At 52.5% G+C, this 19,285-nt stretch carries 14 protein-coding genes; 9 read left to right on the top strand and 5 right to left on the bottom strand.

Going from position 1 to position 19,285, the window contains the following annotated elements; translation table 11 throughout:
- Positions 1 to 117 precede the first annotated feature (117 nt).
- Both FG13_RS20290 and FG13_RS20285 read right to left on the bottom strand, forming a co-directional pair.
- Complete coding sequence (locus tag FG13_RS20290; protein WP_152598818.1) at positions 118 to 798, bottom strand: hypothetical protein; 681 nt, start codon at positions 796 to 798, stop codon at positions 118 to 120.
- Positions 799 to 811: 13 nt separating this feature from the next.
- Positions 812 to 2,053: a site-specific integrase gene (locus FG13_RS20285; protein ID WP_035823787.1), complete on the bottom strand. Its 1,242-nt coding sequence runs from the start codon at positions 2,051 to 2,053 to the stop codon at positions 812 to 814.
- Positions 2,054 to 2,972: 919 nt separating this feature from the next.
- Between FG13_RS20285 and FG13_RS20280 the strand changes: the two genes are divergently transcribed.
- Together FG13_RS20280 and FG13_RS20275 are read left to right on the top strand one after the other, a co-directional pair.
- Positions 2,973 to 3,980 carry a ParM/StbA family protein gene (locus FG13_RS20280; protein WP_035823785.1) on the top strand — a complete coding sequence of 336 codons (1,008 nt, stop codon included), beginning with the start codon at positions 2,973 to 2,975 and terminating at the stop codon, positions 3,978 to 3,980.
- A gap of 14 nt (positions 3,981 to 3,994) precedes the next feature.
- Positions 3,995 to 4,405 carry a hypothetical protein gene (locus FG13_RS20275; RefSeq protein ID WP_035823784.1) on the top strand — a complete coding sequence of 137 codons (411 nt, stop codon included), beginning with the start codon at positions 3,995 to 3,997 and terminating at the stop codon, positions 4,403 to 4,405.
- A gap of 66 nt (positions 4,406 to 4,471) precedes the next feature.
- Here the strand turns inward: FG13_RS20275 and FG13_RS20270 are convergent, their stop codons facing one another.
- Positions 4,472 to 5,632 carry a B12-binding domain-containing radical SAM protein gene (locus FG13_RS20270; RefSeq protein WP_200880301.1) on the bottom strand — a complete coding sequence of 387 codons (1,161 nt, stop codon included), beginning with the start codon at positions 5,630 to 5,632 and terminating at the stop codon, positions 4,472 to 4,474.
- A gap of 252 nt (positions 5,633 to 5,884) precedes the next feature.
- Between FG13_RS20270 and tmk the strand changes: the two genes are divergently transcribed.
- Together tmk and FG13_RS20260 are read left to right on the top strand one after the other, a co-directional pair.
- A complete protein-coding gene (gene tmk / locus FG13_RS20265) occupies positions 5,885 to 6,526 on the top strand; it encodes a dTMP kinase (protein ID WP_200880300.1) in 642 nt (213 codons plus the stop codon).
- 67 nt (positions 6,527 to 6,593) lie between these two features.
- Complete coding sequence (locus tag FG13_RS20260; protein WP_035823780.1) at positions 6,594 to 9,302, top strand: tetratricopeptide repeat protein; 2,709 nt, start codon at positions 6,594 to 6,596, stop codon at positions 9,300 to 9,302.
- 253 nt (positions 9,303 to 9,555) lie between these two features.
- Here the strand turns inward: FG13_RS20260 and FG13_RS20255 are convergent, their stop codons facing one another.
- Complete coding sequence (locus FG13_RS20255) at positions 9,556 to 9,831, bottom strand: hypothetical protein (protein WP_035823777.1); 276 nt, start codon at positions 9,829 to 9,831, stop codon at positions 9,556 to 9,558.
- A 1,505-nt stretch (positions 9,832 to 11,336) separates the two neighbouring features.
- Here FG13_RS20255 and FG13_RS20250 point away from each other — a divergent pair.
- From FG13_RS20250 to FG13_RS20230, 5 genes are read left to right on the top strand one after another with little or no spacing between them, the layout of a single operon-like run.
- Entirely contained in the window at positions 11,337 to 13,286 is a 1,950-nt protein-coding gene (locus FG13_RS20250) for a hypothetical protein (protein ID WP_035823774.1), read from the top strand.
- Positions 13,283 to 14,398, top strand: coding sequence for a phosphoribosyltransferase-like protein (locus FG13_RS20245; protein ID WP_138828942.1), 1,116 nt, complete (start codon positions 13,283 to 13,285; stop codon positions 14,396 to 14,398). Before FG13_RS20250 ends, FG13_RS20245 begins: the two co-directional genes overlap by 4 nt.
- Positions 14,382 to 16,271, top strand: coding sequence for an ORC-CDC6 family AAA ATPase (locus tag FG13_RS20240; RefSeq protein ID WP_051959287.1), 1,890 nt, complete (start codon positions 14,382 to 14,384; stop codon positions 16,269 to 16,271). Before FG13_RS20245 ends, FG13_RS20240 begins: the two co-directional genes overlap by 17 nt.
- Positions 16,268 to 17,356, top strand: a complete 1,089-nt coding sequence (locus FG13_RS20235) for a hypothetical protein (protein ID WP_035823771.1) — start codon at positions 16,268 to 16,270, stop codon at positions 17,354 to 17,356. The genes FG13_RS20240 and FG13_RS20235 overlap by 4 nt, the downstream gene beginning before the upstream one ends.
- The gene (locus tag FG13_RS20230) at positions 17,340 to 18,425 is read left to right on the top strand and encodes a PfkB family carbohydrate kinase (RefSeq protein WP_161784194.1); all 1,086 of its coding nucleotides are present in this window, start codon (positions 17,340 to 17,342) and stop codon (positions 18,423 to 18,425) included. The genes FG13_RS20235 and FG13_RS20230 overlap by 17 nt, the downstream gene beginning before the upstream one ends.
- Here the strand turns inward: FG13_RS20230 and FG13_RS20225 are convergent.
- On the bottom strand, positions 18,399 to 19,001 hold the full coding sequence (locus FG13_RS20225) for an NADAR family protein (RefSeq protein ID WP_200880299.1): 603 nt from the start codon (positions 18,999 to 19,001) through the stop codon (positions 18,399 to 18,401). The two genes, FG13_RS20230 and FG13_RS20225, sit on opposite strands and share 27 nt — an antisense overlap.
- Positions 19,002 to 19,285 lie beyond the last annotated feature (284 nt).

Genomic DNA, 19,285 nt, shown 5'->3' with positions numbered 1-19,285 from the left:
GCCTCGCAGACGGCACGGCCGCGCACCGGACACCGGGCACTAACACGAAAATGGCCAGTATTTTAACCTCGGTTAAACATGAGGAAAATCAGCAGCATCTTCTGGCCAGCTATTCCGTTATTCCTCCTCTAAAATCGCACACGCCTCGAACTGCAGCTCAGCCGGATCAATGCACAACTGGTACCGATCGTGTTCGACAAGGAGGTCATGAAACGAGCCATCCGGGGACTGTGCGACAGCTGCCTTGATCTTCTCTTGAACAATCCGTGTTGCCTCACCCAGCAGATCATGCCAGATGAGTGGAATGAATACATTGGCAAGCCAGGACCTGAGGGCTTCTCCACAGCCATCTTCACTGTAAAACGAAATGACTGACCAGTGCTCATTTCCCTCATCACAGGGGAACCTGGCATCATAGTAGGGATGGTTGTGGTACAGCCACATGAAAAGGTCTTCCAGTTGCGCGCTTTGCGGGAACGCCAACAAGAGTTCCGTTGGCATGAACTCAAAACGCAACATCGGGGGGCTCTTGTCATCATCGGGATCACTCGGGTTCGACTCCTCGCTCAGCGTCCCCCAAGGAAAAACATACCCCTGCTTATCAAGGTACTCGTCAAGCATGCTGAGTCCCCATCCATCTTTGGATAAACTGCATACCTGCTTGGCAGTAAAAATAGAATATTTGCCGTGCACAAGCTCTCGTATGAGCTTTGCTGGCATCCCAAGTTGTACAGGACACGCGCTGATCAACAAGTTCATCGCCGCGTCGATCACTACCATATCTCGATTGGTATTCACTCTACTTCTCCTATTAACAGAACAAAAAATCGTTCAACATTGCTTCAGCGCTGATGCGCAGCGCCAAAGGAGTCTCCAGCCCTGGAGACATCCATTCCACCCCGTGACGCCGGGCATGCTTCGCAAACAACATATGTGCCTGGTCTGCAGTCAAGACCAGGCCCGTGTGAGCCATCATTTCCTGAATAAACCGACAGTCCTCCAACCGCGCGGTGGGAACTTCGGGCAGTGCAACAGCGTCAAGAATCCGAAGTGCTTTCTGAATCGTCACGATCCCTTGATCGCTGTACGGAAAAAGTGCTGAGGACGAGCCGAAGGAACCGATGTACGCACTTGTCACGGACTGCCGGTTGTGTCCCAATGCTTGCGCCACCTTCGCCTTCACGACGCCGCTATCGGCGCCATCCAGCTGCCCTACGCCTCCACCCATCGTGGCTGGGATCATCCCGAGCAGCAACGCATGGTTCTCGGCAAATTGCGCGCGCAATCCATGTCCTGTTATGCCGGCATCGGCTTTGGTGAAGCCGAACGACGCCATCAAGTTCTCGTAGCGGCGGATGTTCTGCTCCAGACTGGCTATCTGGCCCGACCGGGAATACTCCCACCCAAGCGCTTTATTTTTCGACACACGTGCTTTGACGTAGTCGAGCAAATCGCGCTGCGCGTTTGAAACGATAGGAATATTTCGCCAACGACCGCCTTTACCCATCCCCGGAAAAACCTGCAGGTAGTGGCCGTAATCCTGAACGTGTGGATTGCATTTCAGGACCTCTTCGCGCCGCAGTCCAAAGCCCAACTCGAGACGTAACATCAGACCGAGGCACGGGTCGTGCTCGTCAACCTTGCGGAACGTCTCGACCAAATCAATGCCATGTCCGGACCAGGACTTCGTGGTTCGTGCGGCCGAACGCACTTTCAACAATTCAGGATCTATATCCGGCAGATATTTCTGGACAGCGCCAACCATGCCTGGCTTGCCGAGCATTGCGCAGAAAACCCGTAATCGGGAAAGGTCATTCTGGATAGTCTTGGCTTTCTTGTGCTGGCAATACCACCAGTGCTTGACGAGCACTTCGATGTGCCGTTCACCGAGATTCTTCGGGTCCTGAATCTTGTAGCCGAGTTCATGCAGCCGCCGAATTGATGCATATAAAACGTCTTTCGTCAGTGTCTGAGTGCGTTCGGATGCCACCTTGCCATTGACGCGGCGTGTACCTGCCAATTTCATGATGTCGTTTACTTTTTGCTGCCACATATGTCCTCCACAAGAACCATCGATACTTCTTATCACCAGATGCGGAAGCGCAGCGGGGCGGGGGTAAGGCTCCCGTCTTAAATAAACCGGTTTCGCATCAGCGGGCCTTACTGCCAACCACCGATGCGCCGAGCCCTTCCGGTACTCGGTTCCTCTTCCCGGGAAGAGAACTGAACATTGAGCAGTTTCTCGCTACGCACTCTCGGACCAGGTCCGGGCTTTGAGGGTGCGCGCCTCCAGTTATGGAAAGACCAGTGAGAGCTGGCGTGACGTTCTTAAGCGCCGTGCTTGACGCACATGCGGCCTAAGGGGTGACTAGCCCGATCACGATGTTTGCAGTTGAAGTATTGGAGGCTGGTGCTCTTCGGAGCGAAGAGTGAATGGAGATATAGCTATAGCGTGGCCGTCCGCCCTAACGACTCAAGTAGGAATGCCGATCTGTGATCGAGTTTTCCCTGCCATTGCGCTGAAAAGCCGATGACGACACGTTTTGGGGATCACTCTGTACCTGCCTGTAGAGCCTTGCAGACAAGACTAGACCAGATAAGAGCTGATTTTTTGATGGTGATGAGTGCTCGCGATCGGATGAAAGCGAACGATGCCAAAAGCCTGGCGTTGCGGAAAGCTGTTCTCTCTCATTGGACAGAACAACTTAAAAATTAATTTATAAAAATGCCGGAGGCCGACGCTGGGTACTTTATCCAAGCGTGACTAGCGTGTCAAGAAACATTGTTTGCAGTGCCGCCTGTCTGGATTTCCGCACCTGGTGATAGCTAATGACGGCGCATTTTCGAACCTCGATATTCGACACGGACTGCTTCCTGGTCCCTGTCGCGGCTCATGGTCACGATCAAAACCTGACTTGCGCACGCCGGCTTACGCTTTACATTAAATCTTTCACTGACACTTGGAGTTCTAAATGGAAAACATCTCAATCGCAATCGATGGCGGCCACTCAATGTTCAAAATACGCGCAGCCTCGCTGGCATCGCCAGACGAGCGTCATTCGTTTCAGATCCCCACTGTCGTTATCCCCGCGATCACGCTGACGAACGAGCAGACGCGACAAAAAGCTGAGCTCGAAACTGTCGAGGTGGATGGGCGCAGATACTTCTTCGGCGATACCGCGTTGCGACAAGGCCGTTCCGAAGTGTACACAGGACAAAACGCGGATTGGATCGAGAGTCCCCAGCACGATGCACTGGTGCTGGGAGCATGGCGCAAGGCCATGCAGGCGTTCGGCAATCCTTCGGCAAGGGTGCATCTGGTGATGGGCTTACCGGCCAAGTTCGTCGGGTCGCAGCGCGACACGCTGCGCGACCGCATCGTAGCTTTGCTGACCCCACGCCTCCTGCCCGGCCAGACACTCAGGGTGATGGTGCAGAGCCAAGCGGATGCACCGCTGCAGTGGCTCTCGATCCAGAATAACGGTTGCCTCCACCCACAGCGAGATCTCGACAGCGAGGCCTGGGGCGTCATCGAAATCGGCCACTACACAACCGACTTCGCGCTGTGCGATCGCGGTTCCATGATGGAGTACGCGGCCATATCGTGCGCAGGCATGCATTTGGTCTACGACGGCATGTCCAGCGCGCTGGCACAGGCCAAGCTGCCAACGTCACTGGACGTGGTCGATGCGGCAGTGCGCAACGGAAGCATCAAACACTTCGGGCAGCAGGTCGACGTCTCTCCCTTGCTCAATCAAGCGAAAGCAGGCTTCGAAGCCGTCGTCATGGATGAAGCCAACCGCGTATTTGGCCAAAAAGCAGCCGTATTGGACGGCATCATCATTGGTGGTGGAGGTGCTGAAATGCTTCTTTATGGACTCAAACAACGATATCCCAATGCTGTCACCAGCGACGAGCCGCGAATGATGGTCGCGGAAGGCTTCTGCCGCCTCGGCCTGCTGTCACTGTTGCAGTCCTGATCCAGGGATCTGCCATGTCGACACCAACGGATAAGCCCCCGAAAATCGGTACCGAAATCACGGTTCGAATCAGCCTGACTTTTCAGGAGGCTCCGGACGTCCACACGCTGCTGGCGATGACGCCAGTGCGCGAACGAGGCAAGCTCGTGCGCCTGGCATTGGAGCGATACATTGCCGAGATCGGTCACCCAGCAGGTGACGTCGAACAGCAGATCCATGCCATCTCGACATGGCTGAGGTCCCGAAGTGGGCGGGGAGAAGCGACGGTGGTTGCTGCACGTACTTCCGAAGCGAGCGGCCTGGTCGAGGCTGTGAGCGCAACCCAAGTTCGCGAAACGGAAAAGCCTGTGCCAGCACTAAGTGAACTGGCCCAGAAAGAGACATCCAGTTGCTCGTCACCCATTGCGAGATGGCTTCATACCTAGGCGGATGATCTGATAGGGCGTGTTCACCCGAAGCGACATAGATCCCTTCTAATCAAACCTTCTCAGTTAGTGCGGGATCTGCGAGCAAACGCGAAACGGCAGCTGAGATGTTTCGCTTGCCGCAACATCGCGGTCAAAGTCCGCGCGAGTGTAATCACGCGGATAATAGGAGAAGCTCTTTAATTGGAAATATGCATCTGCATCCATGTAGCGCCGAGACAATTCTAAGCTTGCGGCCTCAGCCGACTTTGCGTCGAAATCGTGGCTGAGGTGAATCATCGATATCCCACTGTCGTTCGCACTACTTGGGTCAACAGCCACAGCACCACTCCTTGACCATTCATCCAAAAGAATGTTTGCAGTTTTCGGCGGTCCATAGGCCATAACTGGGCCCACCGAAACTCCTGAGATCGAATCCTTATGCTCATCAAGAAACGAACGCGTTTCATCAAGAGTCTTAGTCGTTTCCCCTGCATATAGCAAAACATTGACTTTGGCGGCGATACCATGAGCGTTGCATGCTCGAAGCAAACTGGAGGCGCGTTTTAGATAGCGCTCCGGATCTTGAGATTTGCGCATATTTAGAATTTGTGTCGGCGATGCCGTTTCGAGGCCAAGATCGAGCACCTTCATGCCTGCTTCAGCGAGACAAGCAATCGTTTGAGGCGTGAGTGCATCAACGCGGCTTTCTGTCCGCCATGAGACATGGAGGCCGGCAGCCCGGACTGCATTTGCTAGGCCGGTGCCCCATTTCTCATTAGGGGCGAACATCGACGATTGAAAATAGGGACGGATCTCGCTATCGCCATACTGACTAACAACTGCTGCAAGCGTACTGGCAATCTGCTCTGGCGTACGCAGCTTCTCTAGCCGAATATCACGCTCCTCGCAGAAGGCGCATCCCATACCACACCCTCGTGAAGCCTCAATGCTTGGTTGATAGCGTTTGAAGCCAGATACCAATGGATGATTCAGGACGTCATCTGGTGTCGGCGCAGGCAGACGCCGCAAGACCGGTGTGCTCGTGAGCAGACTTGCTATCACCGGTTCTGCCAGCCCTGGTACAAGCAAGTTCGCCTCGGGCAGTTTGGCACGCAACCAATCAGGATCTGGACCAACTACCCACCGTCCGCCGACAATGATCTTGGCATCCGGATCCACGCTGCGCACTAACTGACAAAAGGTCTGCGCCCACGGAAGGGCATAGAAGCTAGGAATCGACAGCATCACCGGCAACCGAGATGGGAGTATGCCTTTCTCGAGCAGTGTGGCTAGTACGTCGGAGGGTTCCCTATGCTCCCCATGAATCAGTAAGGTTTCGGTCCCCATTGAATCTAGGATTGTAGCAAGCGACAATGCGCCATAATTAAGATAGAGTTGCCGGCGCGCGAGCATATGATCGCGCTTCTTGGGTGATAACATGCCGGCGGATACGAATGCAACTATATTTGAGCGCTTCATTAATTAAGATACCATCGTTTGCTTGAATTTTTAGAAAGAAGGATAAACGTGCCATTTATAAGTATCGAGGGTATTGACGGTAGTGGGAAGACAAATCAGGTGAGACTGCTTGTTGAACGCTTAAAAAGTGCAGGACAGGCTGTATTGCAGACAAAGGAACCAGATGGGGGCCATTTGGGTGCGGAGGTGCGAGCGATATTGACTTGCACAGATAGACAACTCGCTCCGGCAGAGCAGCTCTTGTTGGTAAGCGCAGCTCGATTTGATCATGTGCGAAGTGTTATCAGGCCGGCATTGACGAATGGCAAATGGGTTATCTCTGATCGCTTCATCGACTCAACTTACGCGTTTCAGGTCGCGGTATCCGACGCCGACCTCCACCAGCTATTCCAGTCGACTCGCGAGATCGTTGTGGGTACGACGCTCCCAGATTTGACGATCATCCTCGACCTTCCGCTCGATGTCGCACTTAGCCGGAGGGTACTGCGCCGCGATGGTGTTCTCGACCCGGCGGAAGCGACGCGAGATTTTGCATCAATTCGCGAGGCACTACTTACGGTGGCACGCGAGGATAAAAAGCGCTGCCATGTTGTCAATGCGAATCAAACGCTGGACGCGGTGGCGCAGGATATCTGGTGCATCGTTCAACGCTTGCTATGACTCGCAGTTGCGAATAGACAAGCGGAAATCGCAAATAGCCAAAAAATATTAAAACCGGAGCCTTTACATGAACCCGCAGACCCGAAGCTTGCTTACCCAGCGCGTGATCGACTCGCTCGCGATTATGGGCCCTGGTTCGATCTTCGAACGGTTTGGAGTCGTGTTTGTTGAGCGGCTATGTGATGTGAGACTTGTGCAGCGAGGGTCATCGGTTGGGGGCAGTCCTGTCGGCGGCGCGCTAGATGCAGTCTCGGAAGATGGTCGTGTCGTGGTCGAAGCTTCTATAATGAAAGGATATTTCTCCGGTTTGATGTCCAAGCCGTGGGGCGATCTGGATCACACCCTCAAGTTGGCGCCGCTCGCCCAAGACATCTATCTGCTAAGTTCTCAACGCGCGGAAACCGGCGTAATAGAGGCGATGACTAACACCGCCTTGCAGCAGGGACGGATGGCCGGCCGGAGGCTCCATCTCATGGACAGCCGGTCTATCGCAGAGGCGACCATTGATACGCTGATGCTTTATGACGACGCGATCGACGACCTGGCCCAGCATCTACCCGTCTTGGCCGAGATTCGCGATGATCACCCAGCGTCACTAAATGCTCCGCCGCTGAGCGCGCTTTATGTTAAAAACGAGGCGGTTGACACAGAACTGGACCGGTGGCTTGAGAGCAAAGCTTGTGTAGAGATTGTCGGAATTGGTGGTATCGGTAAGTCTCAGGCAGCTGCTGCTTGCCTGCTGCGTAACGAGGCCAACTTTCATTACAGATTCTGGGTAAATGGTCGAGACATCAACGGCATCGAGCAGCTTGCGTCAGTACCGGTCCGACGGGGTGGTGCCGAGCGCAATGTCAGTGCCCTATTACGCAGAAATCGCACGTTTTTGGTTGTGGACGACGCAAGTCCAGGCCTCTCCGTCGACCAACTTGCCAATTTGTGCGGACCAAATTCACGAATACTGATCACACGACAGAATTCTTCATTCGGAGCCTTCGCCATGCCTACAATGGACGCTCAACAAGCCTACACATTACTCAATAGAGGCCTCGATAAGCCGGTGTCCCAAAACGCGTTTCAAACGATCTGGCGCGCTATTGGAGGGCACCCGATGAGCTTGGCGTTGCTTAATACCGCTGCTCGCCAGGGCGTGTCGTGGAGCGACCTTGCCGAGGACTGCGCCAATGTCGCCAAAATGCCAGTTGACGGAGCAACGCTCGCTGACCGTATTCTCGGGCGGCTGAAACCAGCGCTTGAGGAGGAACTGTGCCTGTTCCAGTGGGCTGGCCAGAGCCATTGCGATCGCGCTTTCTTCAAGCATGTCGTTGGATTGATGCGTTTGAGATCCTTCGAACAATATGGTCTAACTGCACCTGAAAGCGCTGCGTCAATTCGCATTCACGATATCGTCTTTACCGCCCTGAAATCGTTGAATTGGCTGACAACCGAGAAAGCGCGAGAGATCGACGATCGACTTGCAGCGTTCATTATCCAGCAGATTCGCGGGAACGGACACGGCCTACAACTGATAGCATCGCAACTGAGAGGGAAAATCGTCAGGAATGTCGAAAATGGTGATAGACGCGCAGCTTTTCTATACGTCTTGTCGATGGTCTGGATGGGTAGCGCCATTCCGACCCATCTGTTACCAGATCCACAAGAAGAGGCCCAGCGGCTCAAGTCGCTGGGCGCTGTCGACAACGACGTGGCCATATTAGTCGTCCTTGAGTCGATCGAAGCGATCGGACGCAGTCTTCGACATGCATCAGGACCTGACGCTGTCATTGCATGGCTACCGACAATCCTTGGAGTATATGACGACCTTGCGGCTATGATAGGCCTCAGTCCCCGGCAGGCCGCCGAGATCAAGCATCATCGTGCTAAGGCGCACAGCACCTTGGGAGAATATACCGAAGCCGAGCGCTTGTTTGAGGAAGTTGTCGCAACCTATCCGTTGAACAAGGCCAAACTTCAGCTAGTCCGCTCTTTCAGTCGCAAGCCGAGAGACCACCAGAAGGCAAAGCAATATGCATCAGAGATCATCGCGGCGAAGCTGGGCGGCAGCAGCATCTCTCCGTCCTTGATGATGGCATTGGGCGATGCCCTCAATGGTGCACGTGCGTCCTGGGCAGGCGAACTCATCGCACAGCATGAGGAACTGTTTCTGTCAGAAGCACTGTACAGTGCCGCCATCGGTATACCGCAAGGCTATCACTCGGTCGCGAACTTCGTCCGCGCGCTGATTTGGTATGCACCGGATCGGGTGGAGGGGGTGCTAGCGCGTCTGCCCGATCCGTCGCCGTGGATGCTAGACGACGATCAAAGCCGCGGTGGCTACGCGGAGATCATGCTACTTGCATCAGACGTCTGCGACGAATCCTTTTATCTGAACCGTGCGCTTGATGCTTATGAGACCCTGAAAGTGCCGGACCACTATCAGAAGCGAAAATGGGGCGAAGCGCTTTACAAGCTTGGTCGCTACCAGGAGGCAGAGACCATATTTGAGACGATTGAAGACAAGAGCGGCCGGATATGGTTGGCTCATAATCTGTCGCAAGTGAAATTCAAGTTGGGCAAGTTCATGGAAGCTCTTAATCTAGTTAACGAGTCCGTAACGGGAGCGACGGGCGTGAACGAAAAATACCGCAGCAGCTTCCTTCTGCAGCGCGTCAAGGTAAAGATCGCGCTATGTCAGGATCCCACAGGCGATATCGCCGAGGGCCGTAGATACACAACCAACCCCGGCCTTCTCGAACAGTTTTCTATTATGGTGCAATGATTTCGGACTCCAACTTTGTAGTGCTCAAGTAAGCTCGGACACGACGATAGTTTTTTTCTGCATGTTCCGCTTGTAGCTGGATGGCGGCATCGCCACCAATGAGTCCTTTAACTCCAACGGATGCTGGCGATAATGGCCACGTTTACTTGGGAGAAGGAAGGCTGTTTATTTGCTCTCAGAATTGACACACTCTGTTTGACCAGCCTTCCACTGCCTGGCAATTTTCACCAACATGTATTTTTTCTCGACCTAATTAATATTCGTCGTCGCGCTCTTCGGAATCAAAAATGCCAAGCTCGACTTGCATCGTCCGCGAACCTGGTGCCAAGCCTATTACCTTAGCCAGCAACTCTTTCGGTGCATCCCGATGGAAGTTCAATATGTAGCAGTAGATCAGTCCATCAGCACTTTCGTTTGTGTCGATGTCAGGTTCGAGCGTATCGAGTTCTTCAGCAGTCAAACCCAAATGTTCGGCCAAGCGCAGATTGCGCTCTTCCTCATAACGTTCTTCCAATTGTCGGCTGCTCATTTTTTTCTCCGTTTAAATTAAGCTGGCATCCGGCCCGCATCGGGCGCCGCAAAGCGCATTTTCTTAGCCGCCATTACAGGCAAGCAATGTCCAACTTGCGGTGATGGGCCACGCGGCGCTGTCAACTATGCCACCAATATAACTAGCTGGTTGAGAAGGGCCTAGCACTGAGAGTGCTGCAGGGTATTCCCAGATAGCCGACGATGCGAGCTATCACTTGTGAATTACGCTTTGACTTTTTCGCCGCAACTTCCCCTTTCTAATCGCTATCTCCTTATCCCGTGCCGAGGTATACAGTTCGCGGTCTAAGGACTCTTCCACGTCGATACCGCGCTTAGCAACAATCTGACTTATGACTTCCAATGCAGGTAATAAAATCGTATTTGGTGTTAGCACGACCTGTCGAGGAATCATTGCGAATTCTCCGAGTCCATAGCCAAATAGACTGATCGAAAGTAAGCTGTATAGGAGCGCTCATTTTTATAACTCCTGCTGCGCCAGCTGCTTCCTAGGCGTAAAAACACCCTCACTGCGATTTTACCCCGATCGTACTGGGTCAGCGCGCTCGTGGCCTGTAGGCTTTTCTCGGCGTCATCAGCATGAAATATCGAGGCGCTGCTCGGCTGCAGTACAGTTTATTGCGAACTTGATAGTGTAGTCCTCTTTAGGATTGAAAACGATGAAAAACAAAAAATCTACTCCGTTATATAGTGCGGTTATGAACTCGTCAGTTTTTTTCGCTTAGTATTTTTTACTTTCTTGCATACCAAAAAATTGTACTGGCGAATCTTATTCGCTTTCCCCTAGGCATTCCTCTTCGGTGCCGCGCGCCCCGTAACTAACGATGCAATCACAATTCACGAAAGAAAAATGACGAAGCTGCTCTGTTACGTCGGAATAAAATATTAAGTAAGACATATTTAAAATCAATGACTTAAGATTTTCATCTACTGTTCGGCATCTATCTACGTTCTCGAATTAAGGCCAGCACGAAAACCATTTCAACAGCTAATTCCAGTATATTCTTGAATAAATTTTCATTGATGCCGTCGCCTGATTAAAATCGGAAACCAATGTGAGGTGTCCGCTAGCCAGAGGATCGTTCTTCGAATTTCATAGCAGCCACTATCAACATGCCAGAGCCCGTCGTACAGCATATGGACACAACGTGGCGGAGTTTCGGGGAGAGCTTGCATGATCATAAAATTGAACGCATCTGATCGCGACAGTCATTATCGGGAGCGCTCAAAGCGAGCATTGGGCACCGAGCTGGGATTGGATATGTAGACCATGTAGCGAATAGCGTCCAACGTTTCCCTCACATGCTCGACTGTAAGTGAGGTAGATTCTATGATATTTTCACCTCGAAGCAGCGCTTGAAAAGAAGAAATACGGGTGATATTGTTAAAATAAGTGAAAAATATAGCAACGACTTCTAAGATTAGGTCATAATGCCTTGGGGCAAAAACAATTCATACTGCAATTACCATTATTGGCGAATACCGATGGGACGTCCTTTTAGTGAAGAAATTGAACACCTTCCTGAGTCGATTACTTGGGCGGCATCCTTACAGATCGACAAGCTAAAACGCGCGGTAGCGACCTCGGCTGGCTCTAACTTGCTCGTGGTCGGCTCTGGAGGCTCTTCAACCGCGGCGGCTTTCATGTCGACGCTGCATGAGCGCTGCTTTGGTGAAGTCTCCCGCGCGCTCACACCTCTGGAGTATTCAACGCTTCCCTTCGGCTTGCGTAACACCTTCGCTGTCTTGTTGTCAGCCGAGGGCAAGAATAAGGATATCTTAGCCGTCGCGTCGCACATCGCCGTCAGTGGAATGGCCGGAATCGCGGTCACGCTCACAGAGTCCAACCCGCTCATCGCCAAGTGCGTCGAGAACGGCGCCCCAACACCGTTCGCTTTCGATATGCCTTGGGCCAAAGACGGCTATCTGGCTACGAATAGCCTGATCGCCATGATGGTGGTCATTGCCAGGGCTTATGCCACCGAGGATACGGCGTTAAATAACACGTTGCTTGGTCTAGATGCTTCTTGGCTCGCGCGGCGCCGTCAATTCTACAGACAAGAATTCACGCTTCGCAATTTGAGTTCTGCCGGCCAAGTCATCGTGCTATACGGCGAGCGCGGAAAAATGGCCGCTATTGATATCGAATCCAAACTGGCTGAGTCCGCGTTGGGCTTTTGCCAGCAAGTAGATTATCGACAGTTTGCTCACGGTCGCCATCTTCAGCTTAAATCCGCCGATAATCCTCCTCTCGTCGTCGCCCTGGTCTCGCCTTGTGATTCGTTGTTGGCCGAATCGACCCTGCAGCTCATACCTGGGCATGTCGAGGTGCTCAAAATTGAGCTGCCGGCCGATCCCGCGTTCGCGGAAATCGTCGGCGTAGTCGAGGCGATGCTTCTGACGGAAGCGATCGCGGAACATTACCAGATTGATCCTGGCCAGCCAGATGTCCCAGAGTTTGGTCGACGGATCCACTCGATCGATTTTTCCACCATGGTCAATTCTGCCGAGTGCACTCTACCGGTATATTTTCACAGAAAACTACCTTGGCTCGTTGCTGGTAAATCGGTGCCTGAGCAATTGACCATCTCACTTGACAGCTTCCTGTCGCGGCTAGAGGTAGCCAGATTTAAGGCGGTGGTATGTGACTTTGATGGAACGTATTGCGATACGCATTTACGGTACGATGGCTTAGATGCCCGACTTGTAGAGCCATTGGAGAGACTACTTGGGGCCGGCGTGACGATCGGGTTCGCGACAGGCCGCGGCGATTCCTTGCAGACCGACCTGCGCAAGAAAATTTCGCCCAAATACTGGTCAAAGATCTTAATCGGCTATTACAGCGGTTCAGAGATCAAAACCCTTAAGGAGCAATTCTCGCCCCCCGACCCCGACCACAGGTTCGTTGCTCTGGAGCGTTGGCTGCGCGCGACCGGGGCCATTCCTGATGACGTTACTCCAAAGGCCCATGGTGGGCAGTTCGGCCTTTCCTGCCCAAGCGTGCAAGTACGTAACGACGTCTTGTCTGCGGTAAATCACTGGATCGATTCGAGCAACTCGACCGGGTGGCGAGTATTCGGATCGGCGCACTCTATCGACGTGGTTACGGAATCGATCGGCAAGGAAAAAGTCATCAATGCCGTCTCCGATTTTGTAGGCTGCAGCGCATTTGAGGTTTTATGCATTGGCGATTCTGGACAATTCACAGGCAACGATTTCGAGCTGCTGAGCGCCCCCTTCGGCTTGAGTGTCGATAAGGTGTCTTTACTCCCCGACGTGTGCTGGAACCTGCTGCCACGTGGGAAAGGCAGCGCATCCGGAACCCTGTACTACCTTTCCCAGCTGGATATAGCAGATGGCATCTCTAAGTTCAGGCCAGATTTTTTTGAAGCCATCAGATCAGATTTACGTTTGAACGCTGGGGGGGGCAAGTGAAACTACAATTGGCTATGAAGGTTCTTGCCGATCTCATGTCGTGGGACGACGAGCGCCTCACTGCAGAGCTTCCTTGGCTCCGTCTGATGGTTAACTACAAATATGACCACTATCACGGTTACGGCCCAGGCGCGCGGTTTTGCGTCAATCTCATTTATTGGCTGAGCCAATTCAGCACGAAAAAGGAACGCGAAACTGCTTTCAAATTCGTCAGGACCAAGCTCATCTACATCAGCTCGCGCGAGATGCTTCATCTCGTTGGATTGTCGATGGCTGAGATAAGGCGATCGATGCGGCGCTCTGTCGCCCAGGCGATGAACATACCGGTGCATAAAACGTGGGACAACAAGGAATGCACCGCTCGACTTTACCAATTGCATATGCGCACGCTGTACGTTGCGCTTAGCGATGGTGCGAAGATTGATTCCTTCCGGCGACTCAACGAAGGCGCGGTCTCTAACGAGCAGATCGTAGCTTCGCCTGAGATATCAGAGAAGAAGTGGCGCGGGTTAATCAAAGATCTACGCAAACGGCTTGATGAAAATGGGTTGAAAGATGTCAATGCGCAGTTCGAGCGTATTTGCCTGATTGATGACTTCACCGCCTCCGGCTCGACGCTGATTCGGCAGGACGAAGGTGGATGGGCAGGGAAGATACCTCGATTTTGCGAGCAAAAATTTCCTGATGACTTTAACCCATTTACGCCAGATTGCATCATTCACGCGCATCACTATATCGCGACCGAAAAGGCCACGCAGACTGTTTTCGATGCAGTTGCTTTGTTCGCCGTTCAGCAGAAAGTATTGATCGAACTTACATTCTCTACTGTGTTTGAAAAGCATGTTGTTCTCACTGAGGACGACGAGGACACCGATCTCGTCGCGTTAATTAAGAAGTGCTATGACAGGGGAATCGAGGATAAGCACACCGGAGAGGGCATCTGGTTCGGATACAAGCAGTGTGGGCTGCCACTTGTTCTCGACCATAACACGCCTAACAATTCGATAGCATTACTCTGGGCCGCTACAGATCCCAAAAACCAGAGAGGTGTAAAAATGAGCCCATTATTTCCCCGCATAAAGCGACATTCAGAGCATGGACAATCCATTTAAAAAGCGCGCGACCGAGTTCATCGATGAGCCGGCGGCCCTGATTTCACTGGTCAGCCACGAGCCTCTCAAAATTTTCTTCGATGATCGTGCCGGCGACGCGATCTTTGAAAAACTCGTCACGATCATTGGCACGCCTGGCAGTGGGAAGACTACCATTGCGCGACTCATCGAACTCGATACCTTAATGACATTGATGCGCTCGGCAGGGGACAGTGAGGTACGAGATCTTATCTCAACGCTAAATGACGCCCGGATTATTCAAGAGCTGCAGCCCAATATCTTGGCATACCGAATCCCGGTTGGGTCGAACTTAAGAGACATATGGGAACTTCCCTATTCTGATGCCATCAAATCGTCGCTTCTCCGTTCTTTTTTACAGGCCAAGGGCGTCCTCGGCTGGCTTCGGAAATTGGAAAAAGAAGAGGTTCCTGTTCGCTCTATAAAAATAGATGTCAAAGAAAATATGCAAACTGAGGCGAATATTATTTTCGCCGATAACATCGAAAAATTCTTGGACTTCGCGCGTGGCGTCGAAGAGCAGATTTTCCGCATCATCACGGCCTTGGTACCGCCTTCGGAAGATAAGCTCGCCACTTTGACGAACAATCTGAGGTACAACGCGTTTGATGTCATTGAGACGATATCGGCGCCGCTCTTCGCAGGCAAGCCGCCGGTGAAGCTCAAGCCTTTAATAATCTTGGACGACGCGCATGAATTGCATCAGCAGCAGTTCGCGGATGTGAACAACTGGTTGCGCGGCCGGGAATTGCGTGTCGCCCGGTGGTTAATGACGCGTGTAGATGCGATCAGTACTGAAAAATTACGAGCGGCCTTAAGTGCGGCCCAAGAAGAAGAAAAGCCAGGAACCACCAAGGGACGTGATGAGATCATCGCCTTGCTTCAACGGACTGGTGGCCGGACCGCGTTTAAAAAAATTGCGAACGACATTTCCCGTCGATACATTGCCCAAATGTCGTCTTTCAGGAGAAAGCCCGGCACGACTCTGGAGACGTTCCTTGATGCGCGTCCAACACCACTGACGGACAATCAGCTCGCCGAGCTCACTCAGTCCGTTGAAAAACTGATCAGCGACAATAAATTCTCGCCGCAGCAAATGGGCATCATTGAAAGCTCTATTCCCAAGACCGTCACCGCCGATCAGCGTCTTATGTTGACGCGAATATTGATTAGCAGGGAACGTAAACGAGTACCCCAAACGCAGCTTTTCTTCGACGATCAAAACGACAATGAAGAAGCGGAGGATGATCTGCTCAACGTGAAGCCGTCTCTTGTCACCGGCGCTGATATCCAGCTTATGCACGATTATGGAAGGCCATTCTATTACGGGCTAGATCGCCTAAGCGATGCTAGCGACGACAACATCGAGCAGTTCATCAACCTTGCTGGCGCCTTAATCAATCAGATCGAAACAAAGGTCATACGGGGGCGCACGGCTCAACTGGACGCCCGCACGCAGCACAACGCGCTCACAGAACGTGCCGTAAAGACCATGAAGGAATGGGATTTTCCTCGAAGCCACTTGGTCAAAAAAATGATCGCGTTCATCGCCAAGAAATGTGTCAACAAGACGCTGGCGGCTAACGCGCCGCTTGACGATGGTGCTAACGCCTACGGTGTGCCGCAGTCCGAGATGGAGCATCTAGAGCGCACATACCCAGTACTGCGCCAGGTTTTGCATTATGGGCTTGCTTATAACGCTATATCGCTGCGCGAAAACTACCAGTGTAAGCGCAAGGTCTGGTGCCTAATCAAGCTCGGTGGTCTTCCCATCATCGAGCACAAATTAACCTTCAGTAAAGGTGGCTTTTGCGAAGGTCACTTGGTCGATCTCGCTGAAAGTATTGTCGAATGAACCGATTTTCGTCTAAATATTGCATTAACAACCGTGGTGAGGATGCCGTTCAGTTCGTGAGCGATCACGTGGCCAACTCCGACAGCGTGTTGTTCATTGGAACTGTTGGAATTCAGGGTAGCAGCTTATACTTCGCCCACTTGTTAGCCAAGGCAAAAAATGTCACGTTTAAATTTATTACAGAGTGCCGTCCAGCGGTATCTCCTGACCTAGAAAATCTGGGGAGTTTGCATAAGGCAGAGTTAGAAAGAATGCTCCCAAACGGCAAACTGGAGTTCATTGATGTCGAGATAATTTCGGGGGACGGCGCCACTGTCGCCGGCCGTAATGCGACCAAGGCGGCGCAGCCTTGGCTTAGCCAGCAATACAAGGATATCGTCATCGACGCTACCGGCATGTCGCGTGGTACATGCTTCCCCATCGTGCGCCAAGCCATGGAACTGCACAAAGAAAGCACGACGAATATCCACTTGCTGATGGCCTCTAGCGATCAGCCTGCGGTGAAACTCAAAAGCGAGTCTAATAGTCACGCAGATTGGATGCATGGCTTCCAGGAGGATATGGAAACTTACATCATGCGCGATGCACTGACGCTCTGGGTACCCCAGTTGACGGAAGACTCTCTGCCGTCGATGAATTCGATGTTCAGTGCGCTGATGCCACTGGCGGAGGTATGTCCAATCGTCCCGTTTCCATCGGCCAGGCCAAGACGTGGAGATGAGCTCCTGTTGGAGTACTTCGATGCGTTTGAATCGCAATGGGACGCCACTGCACAGAACGTGATTTACGCGCACGAAGCCGATCCCATGGATGTGTTCAGATCGATTAGCCGCATGCATGATGCGCGGCTCAAGGTTTTCCCTGACAAAAGTCAGTCGGTGACGGTGCTCTCCCCAGCGGGATGGCGACTCGGTAGCCTAGGTATGTTGCTCGCAGCGATCGATTTGAGCCTGCCAGTCTTGTATGTCGAGACGATAGGATATACTACGGATTCGAAGATCCCTGAGAGCGTGACAATTCCCGCTCCGTCGAAACTTTGGCATGTTTGGCTTGCTGGAGTCGCCTACGATGAAATCACCTGTTAGTTTTGCCCATATTTCCTCGCGCCGGCGTGTTGTCGGATCGGGCCTCATAGCGCTGGACGTCCTGCTGAATGAACATAAAAGCACGGTCTCCTCGGCGCTAGGTGGCTCTGCGGGGAACGTCCTGGCAATTCTCGCCCACATGGGGTGGAATAGTGTGCCTGTGGCAAAGGTGGGCACAGATTCGGCGGCAAAGCGCATCCGTGACGAGTTCGAGGCGCTCAATGCAGATGTGCAGTTTCTGGTTGAAGAGGGTCACTTTTGCACGCCTGTCGTTTTTCAATTGCCTGGCGATGCAGAGAAAACACATCGTTTCACCTTTGCCTGCCCTCACTGCGGCCGCAAGAGACATTTTTCCTACGCGCTGGATGATTACCTTGGGGCGCCCGTCCTATCTGCGATCGAGAGCTCCGATGTTTATTATTTTGACCGGGTGACGCCGCTATCATTGAGGCTCGCCGAGGACTACCGTGCGCGAGGTGCAATGGTTGTATTCGAGCCGTCGACGATCGGAAGCGATCATGCATCGTTTGGGCGCGCGCTAAAAGCCGCGCACATGATCAAATACGCCGATGATCGTATCGAGGATCTGCGAACCTTTGACTTAAGTAGCGTGGCCATTGAAATTCAGACGTCGGGCAAGGATGGGCTCAAGTTCCGTTCGCCATCGTCGGGTGATAATTGGGTTTATCTGGCAGCTTATCGCGCGCAGCATGTCGCCGATACTTCTGGATCGGGCGACTGGTGTACTGCAGGAATGCTGTATTCACTGTTCTCCGACAGGGACGCTGGCTCGACCGGTGACCTCACGAATCACGATTTGTCGAAAGCACTGCGTTTTGGACAGGCGCTCGCTGCGCTTAATTGCAGCTACGCCGGAGCACGCGGGCTCGCGCAGCAGCAAGGCCTTGATGTGATTCTCGAAATGGCCAGTGCTGTTCAGGGCATGACCAAAGTTCACTTCTGGCGCGCAGAGCGCCAGTTACGAATGGACACCTCTATTGAAAAGCACCACTTAGCAATAGAGGATCGTACTTATCAGAGACTATGCTGCGAGGGCCTCGCGTTCTGATTTCTTTCGCGTAGTTTTCTTCTTCGGTTTCTCTGCTTTTGCCTGCTTAGCGTGCAGTTCTTCTCGTACTTCCATCAGAAGCTTTCCAAGCATGTTTTTTCCGACGCCGTTGACCTCGCCCCAGAGCCGATTAACCGCGTTGTCCACGGTCGCGCTTTCTACGAGCCGTGCATCTCCAGTGGAGAGCAACAAGTCATAAAGGTCCTGATGCTGGGTAAATTTAGCCATTAAGACATTTTTCATGCGCTCAAATTTTATCTTAGACCAGTTTGGGCTCACATCCCAGACGTATAGACCGTGCGCAGCCATGGCCAGTAATGCCGGCGATGGTGCCGCCATCAGCCACTCTTTGACAGCCGGCTTACGTGCCTTTCCCGCCTGATAGGCATGCTCCGAAGTGGCAAAATCTTCACCCTCAAAAGTTACTGGGCGCCGAAAGAGATTGCTAAAAGCGCCATATGGTTTCTCGCTTGCTCGGTAGAATCGGATCTCGTCCATTTTTTCTTCCTTAGGCACTGTTTTACTCATTTGCCACACCTCGATTTTGATTTGAGTTCGTATTATCTGATACGTCATGTCACCAATTCTCCACACGACCTCGCGCGAAAGCATCGGGAGCATTGAAAGAATCGCTTCAATAGCGACTGGCGCTGCGCAGCCAACACGCATTCATTCTGAGAGCGTACGCTTAGAAACTCCGGCAAGCTTGGCCATTCCTGCGTGCGCAAGCCGCTGATTTGGGGCTCGTTACAGGCCAAAAACCACCATGTTGAGCGTTTCTCGTATTTTTGTATGCTTTTCTATGTCATAAATGCAGAAAATTGTACTTTTAGTGTTCATTTTCATAAAGAAATTTCTCT

Origin of the sequence: Janthinobacterium sp. RA13, from assembly GCF_000745325.1 — a bacterium.
Classification (GTDB): domain Bacteria; phylum Pseudomonadota; class Gammaproteobacteria; order Burkholderiales; family Burkholderiaceae_D; genus Janthinobacterium; species Janthinobacterium rivuli.
Note: the sequence above shows the minus strand (reverse complement) of the source record. Positions and strands in the feature narration are given on the sequence as shown.

Bases quoted from the DNA above. Each gene is read 5' to 3' on its own strand.
- FG13_RS20255 (WP_035823777.1), bottom strand. From the start codon at position 9,831: ATGAGCAGCCGACAATTGGAAGAACGTTATGAGGAAGAGCGCAATCTG.
- FG13_RS20260 (WP_035823780.1), top strand. From the start codon at position 6,594: ATGAACCCGCAGACCCGAAGCTTGCTTACCCAGCGCGTGATCGACTCG.
- FG13_RS20270 (WP_200880301.1), bottom strand. From the start codon at position 5,632: ATGCTGTCGATTCCTAGCTTCTATGCCCTTCCGTGGGCGCAGACCTTT.
- FG13_RS20250 (WP_035823774.1), top strand. From the start codon at position 11,337: ATGGGACGTCCTTTTAGTGAAGAAATTGAACACCTTCCTGAGTCGATT.
- FG13_RS20275 (WP_035823784.1), top strand. From the start codon at position 3,995: ATGTCGACACCAACGGATAAGCCCCCGAAAATCGGTACCGAAATCACG.
- FG13_RS20225 (WP_200880299.1), bottom strand. From the start codon at position 19,001: ATGACGTATCAGATAATACGAACTCAAATCAAAATCGAGGTGTGGCAA.
- FG13_RS20240 (WP_051959287.1), top strand. From the start codon at position 14,382: ATGGACAATCCATTTAAAAAGCGCGCGACCGAGTTCATCGATGAGCCG.
- FG13_RS20235 (WP_035823771.1), top strand. From the start codon at position 16,268: ATGAACCGATTTTCGTCTAAATATTGCATTAACAACCGTGGTGAGGAT.
- FG13_RS20280 (WP_035823785.1), top strand. From the start codon at position 2,973: ATGGAAAACATCTCAATCGCAATCGATGGCGGCCACTCAATGTTCAAA.
- FG13_RS20230 (WP_161784194.1), top strand. From the start codon at position 17,340: ATGAAATCACCTGTTAGTTTTGCCCATATTTCCTCGCGCCGGCGTGTT.
- FG13_RS20285 (WP_035823787.1), bottom strand. From the start codon at position 2,053: ATGTGGCAGCAAAAAGTAAACGACATCATGAAATTGGCAGGTACACGC.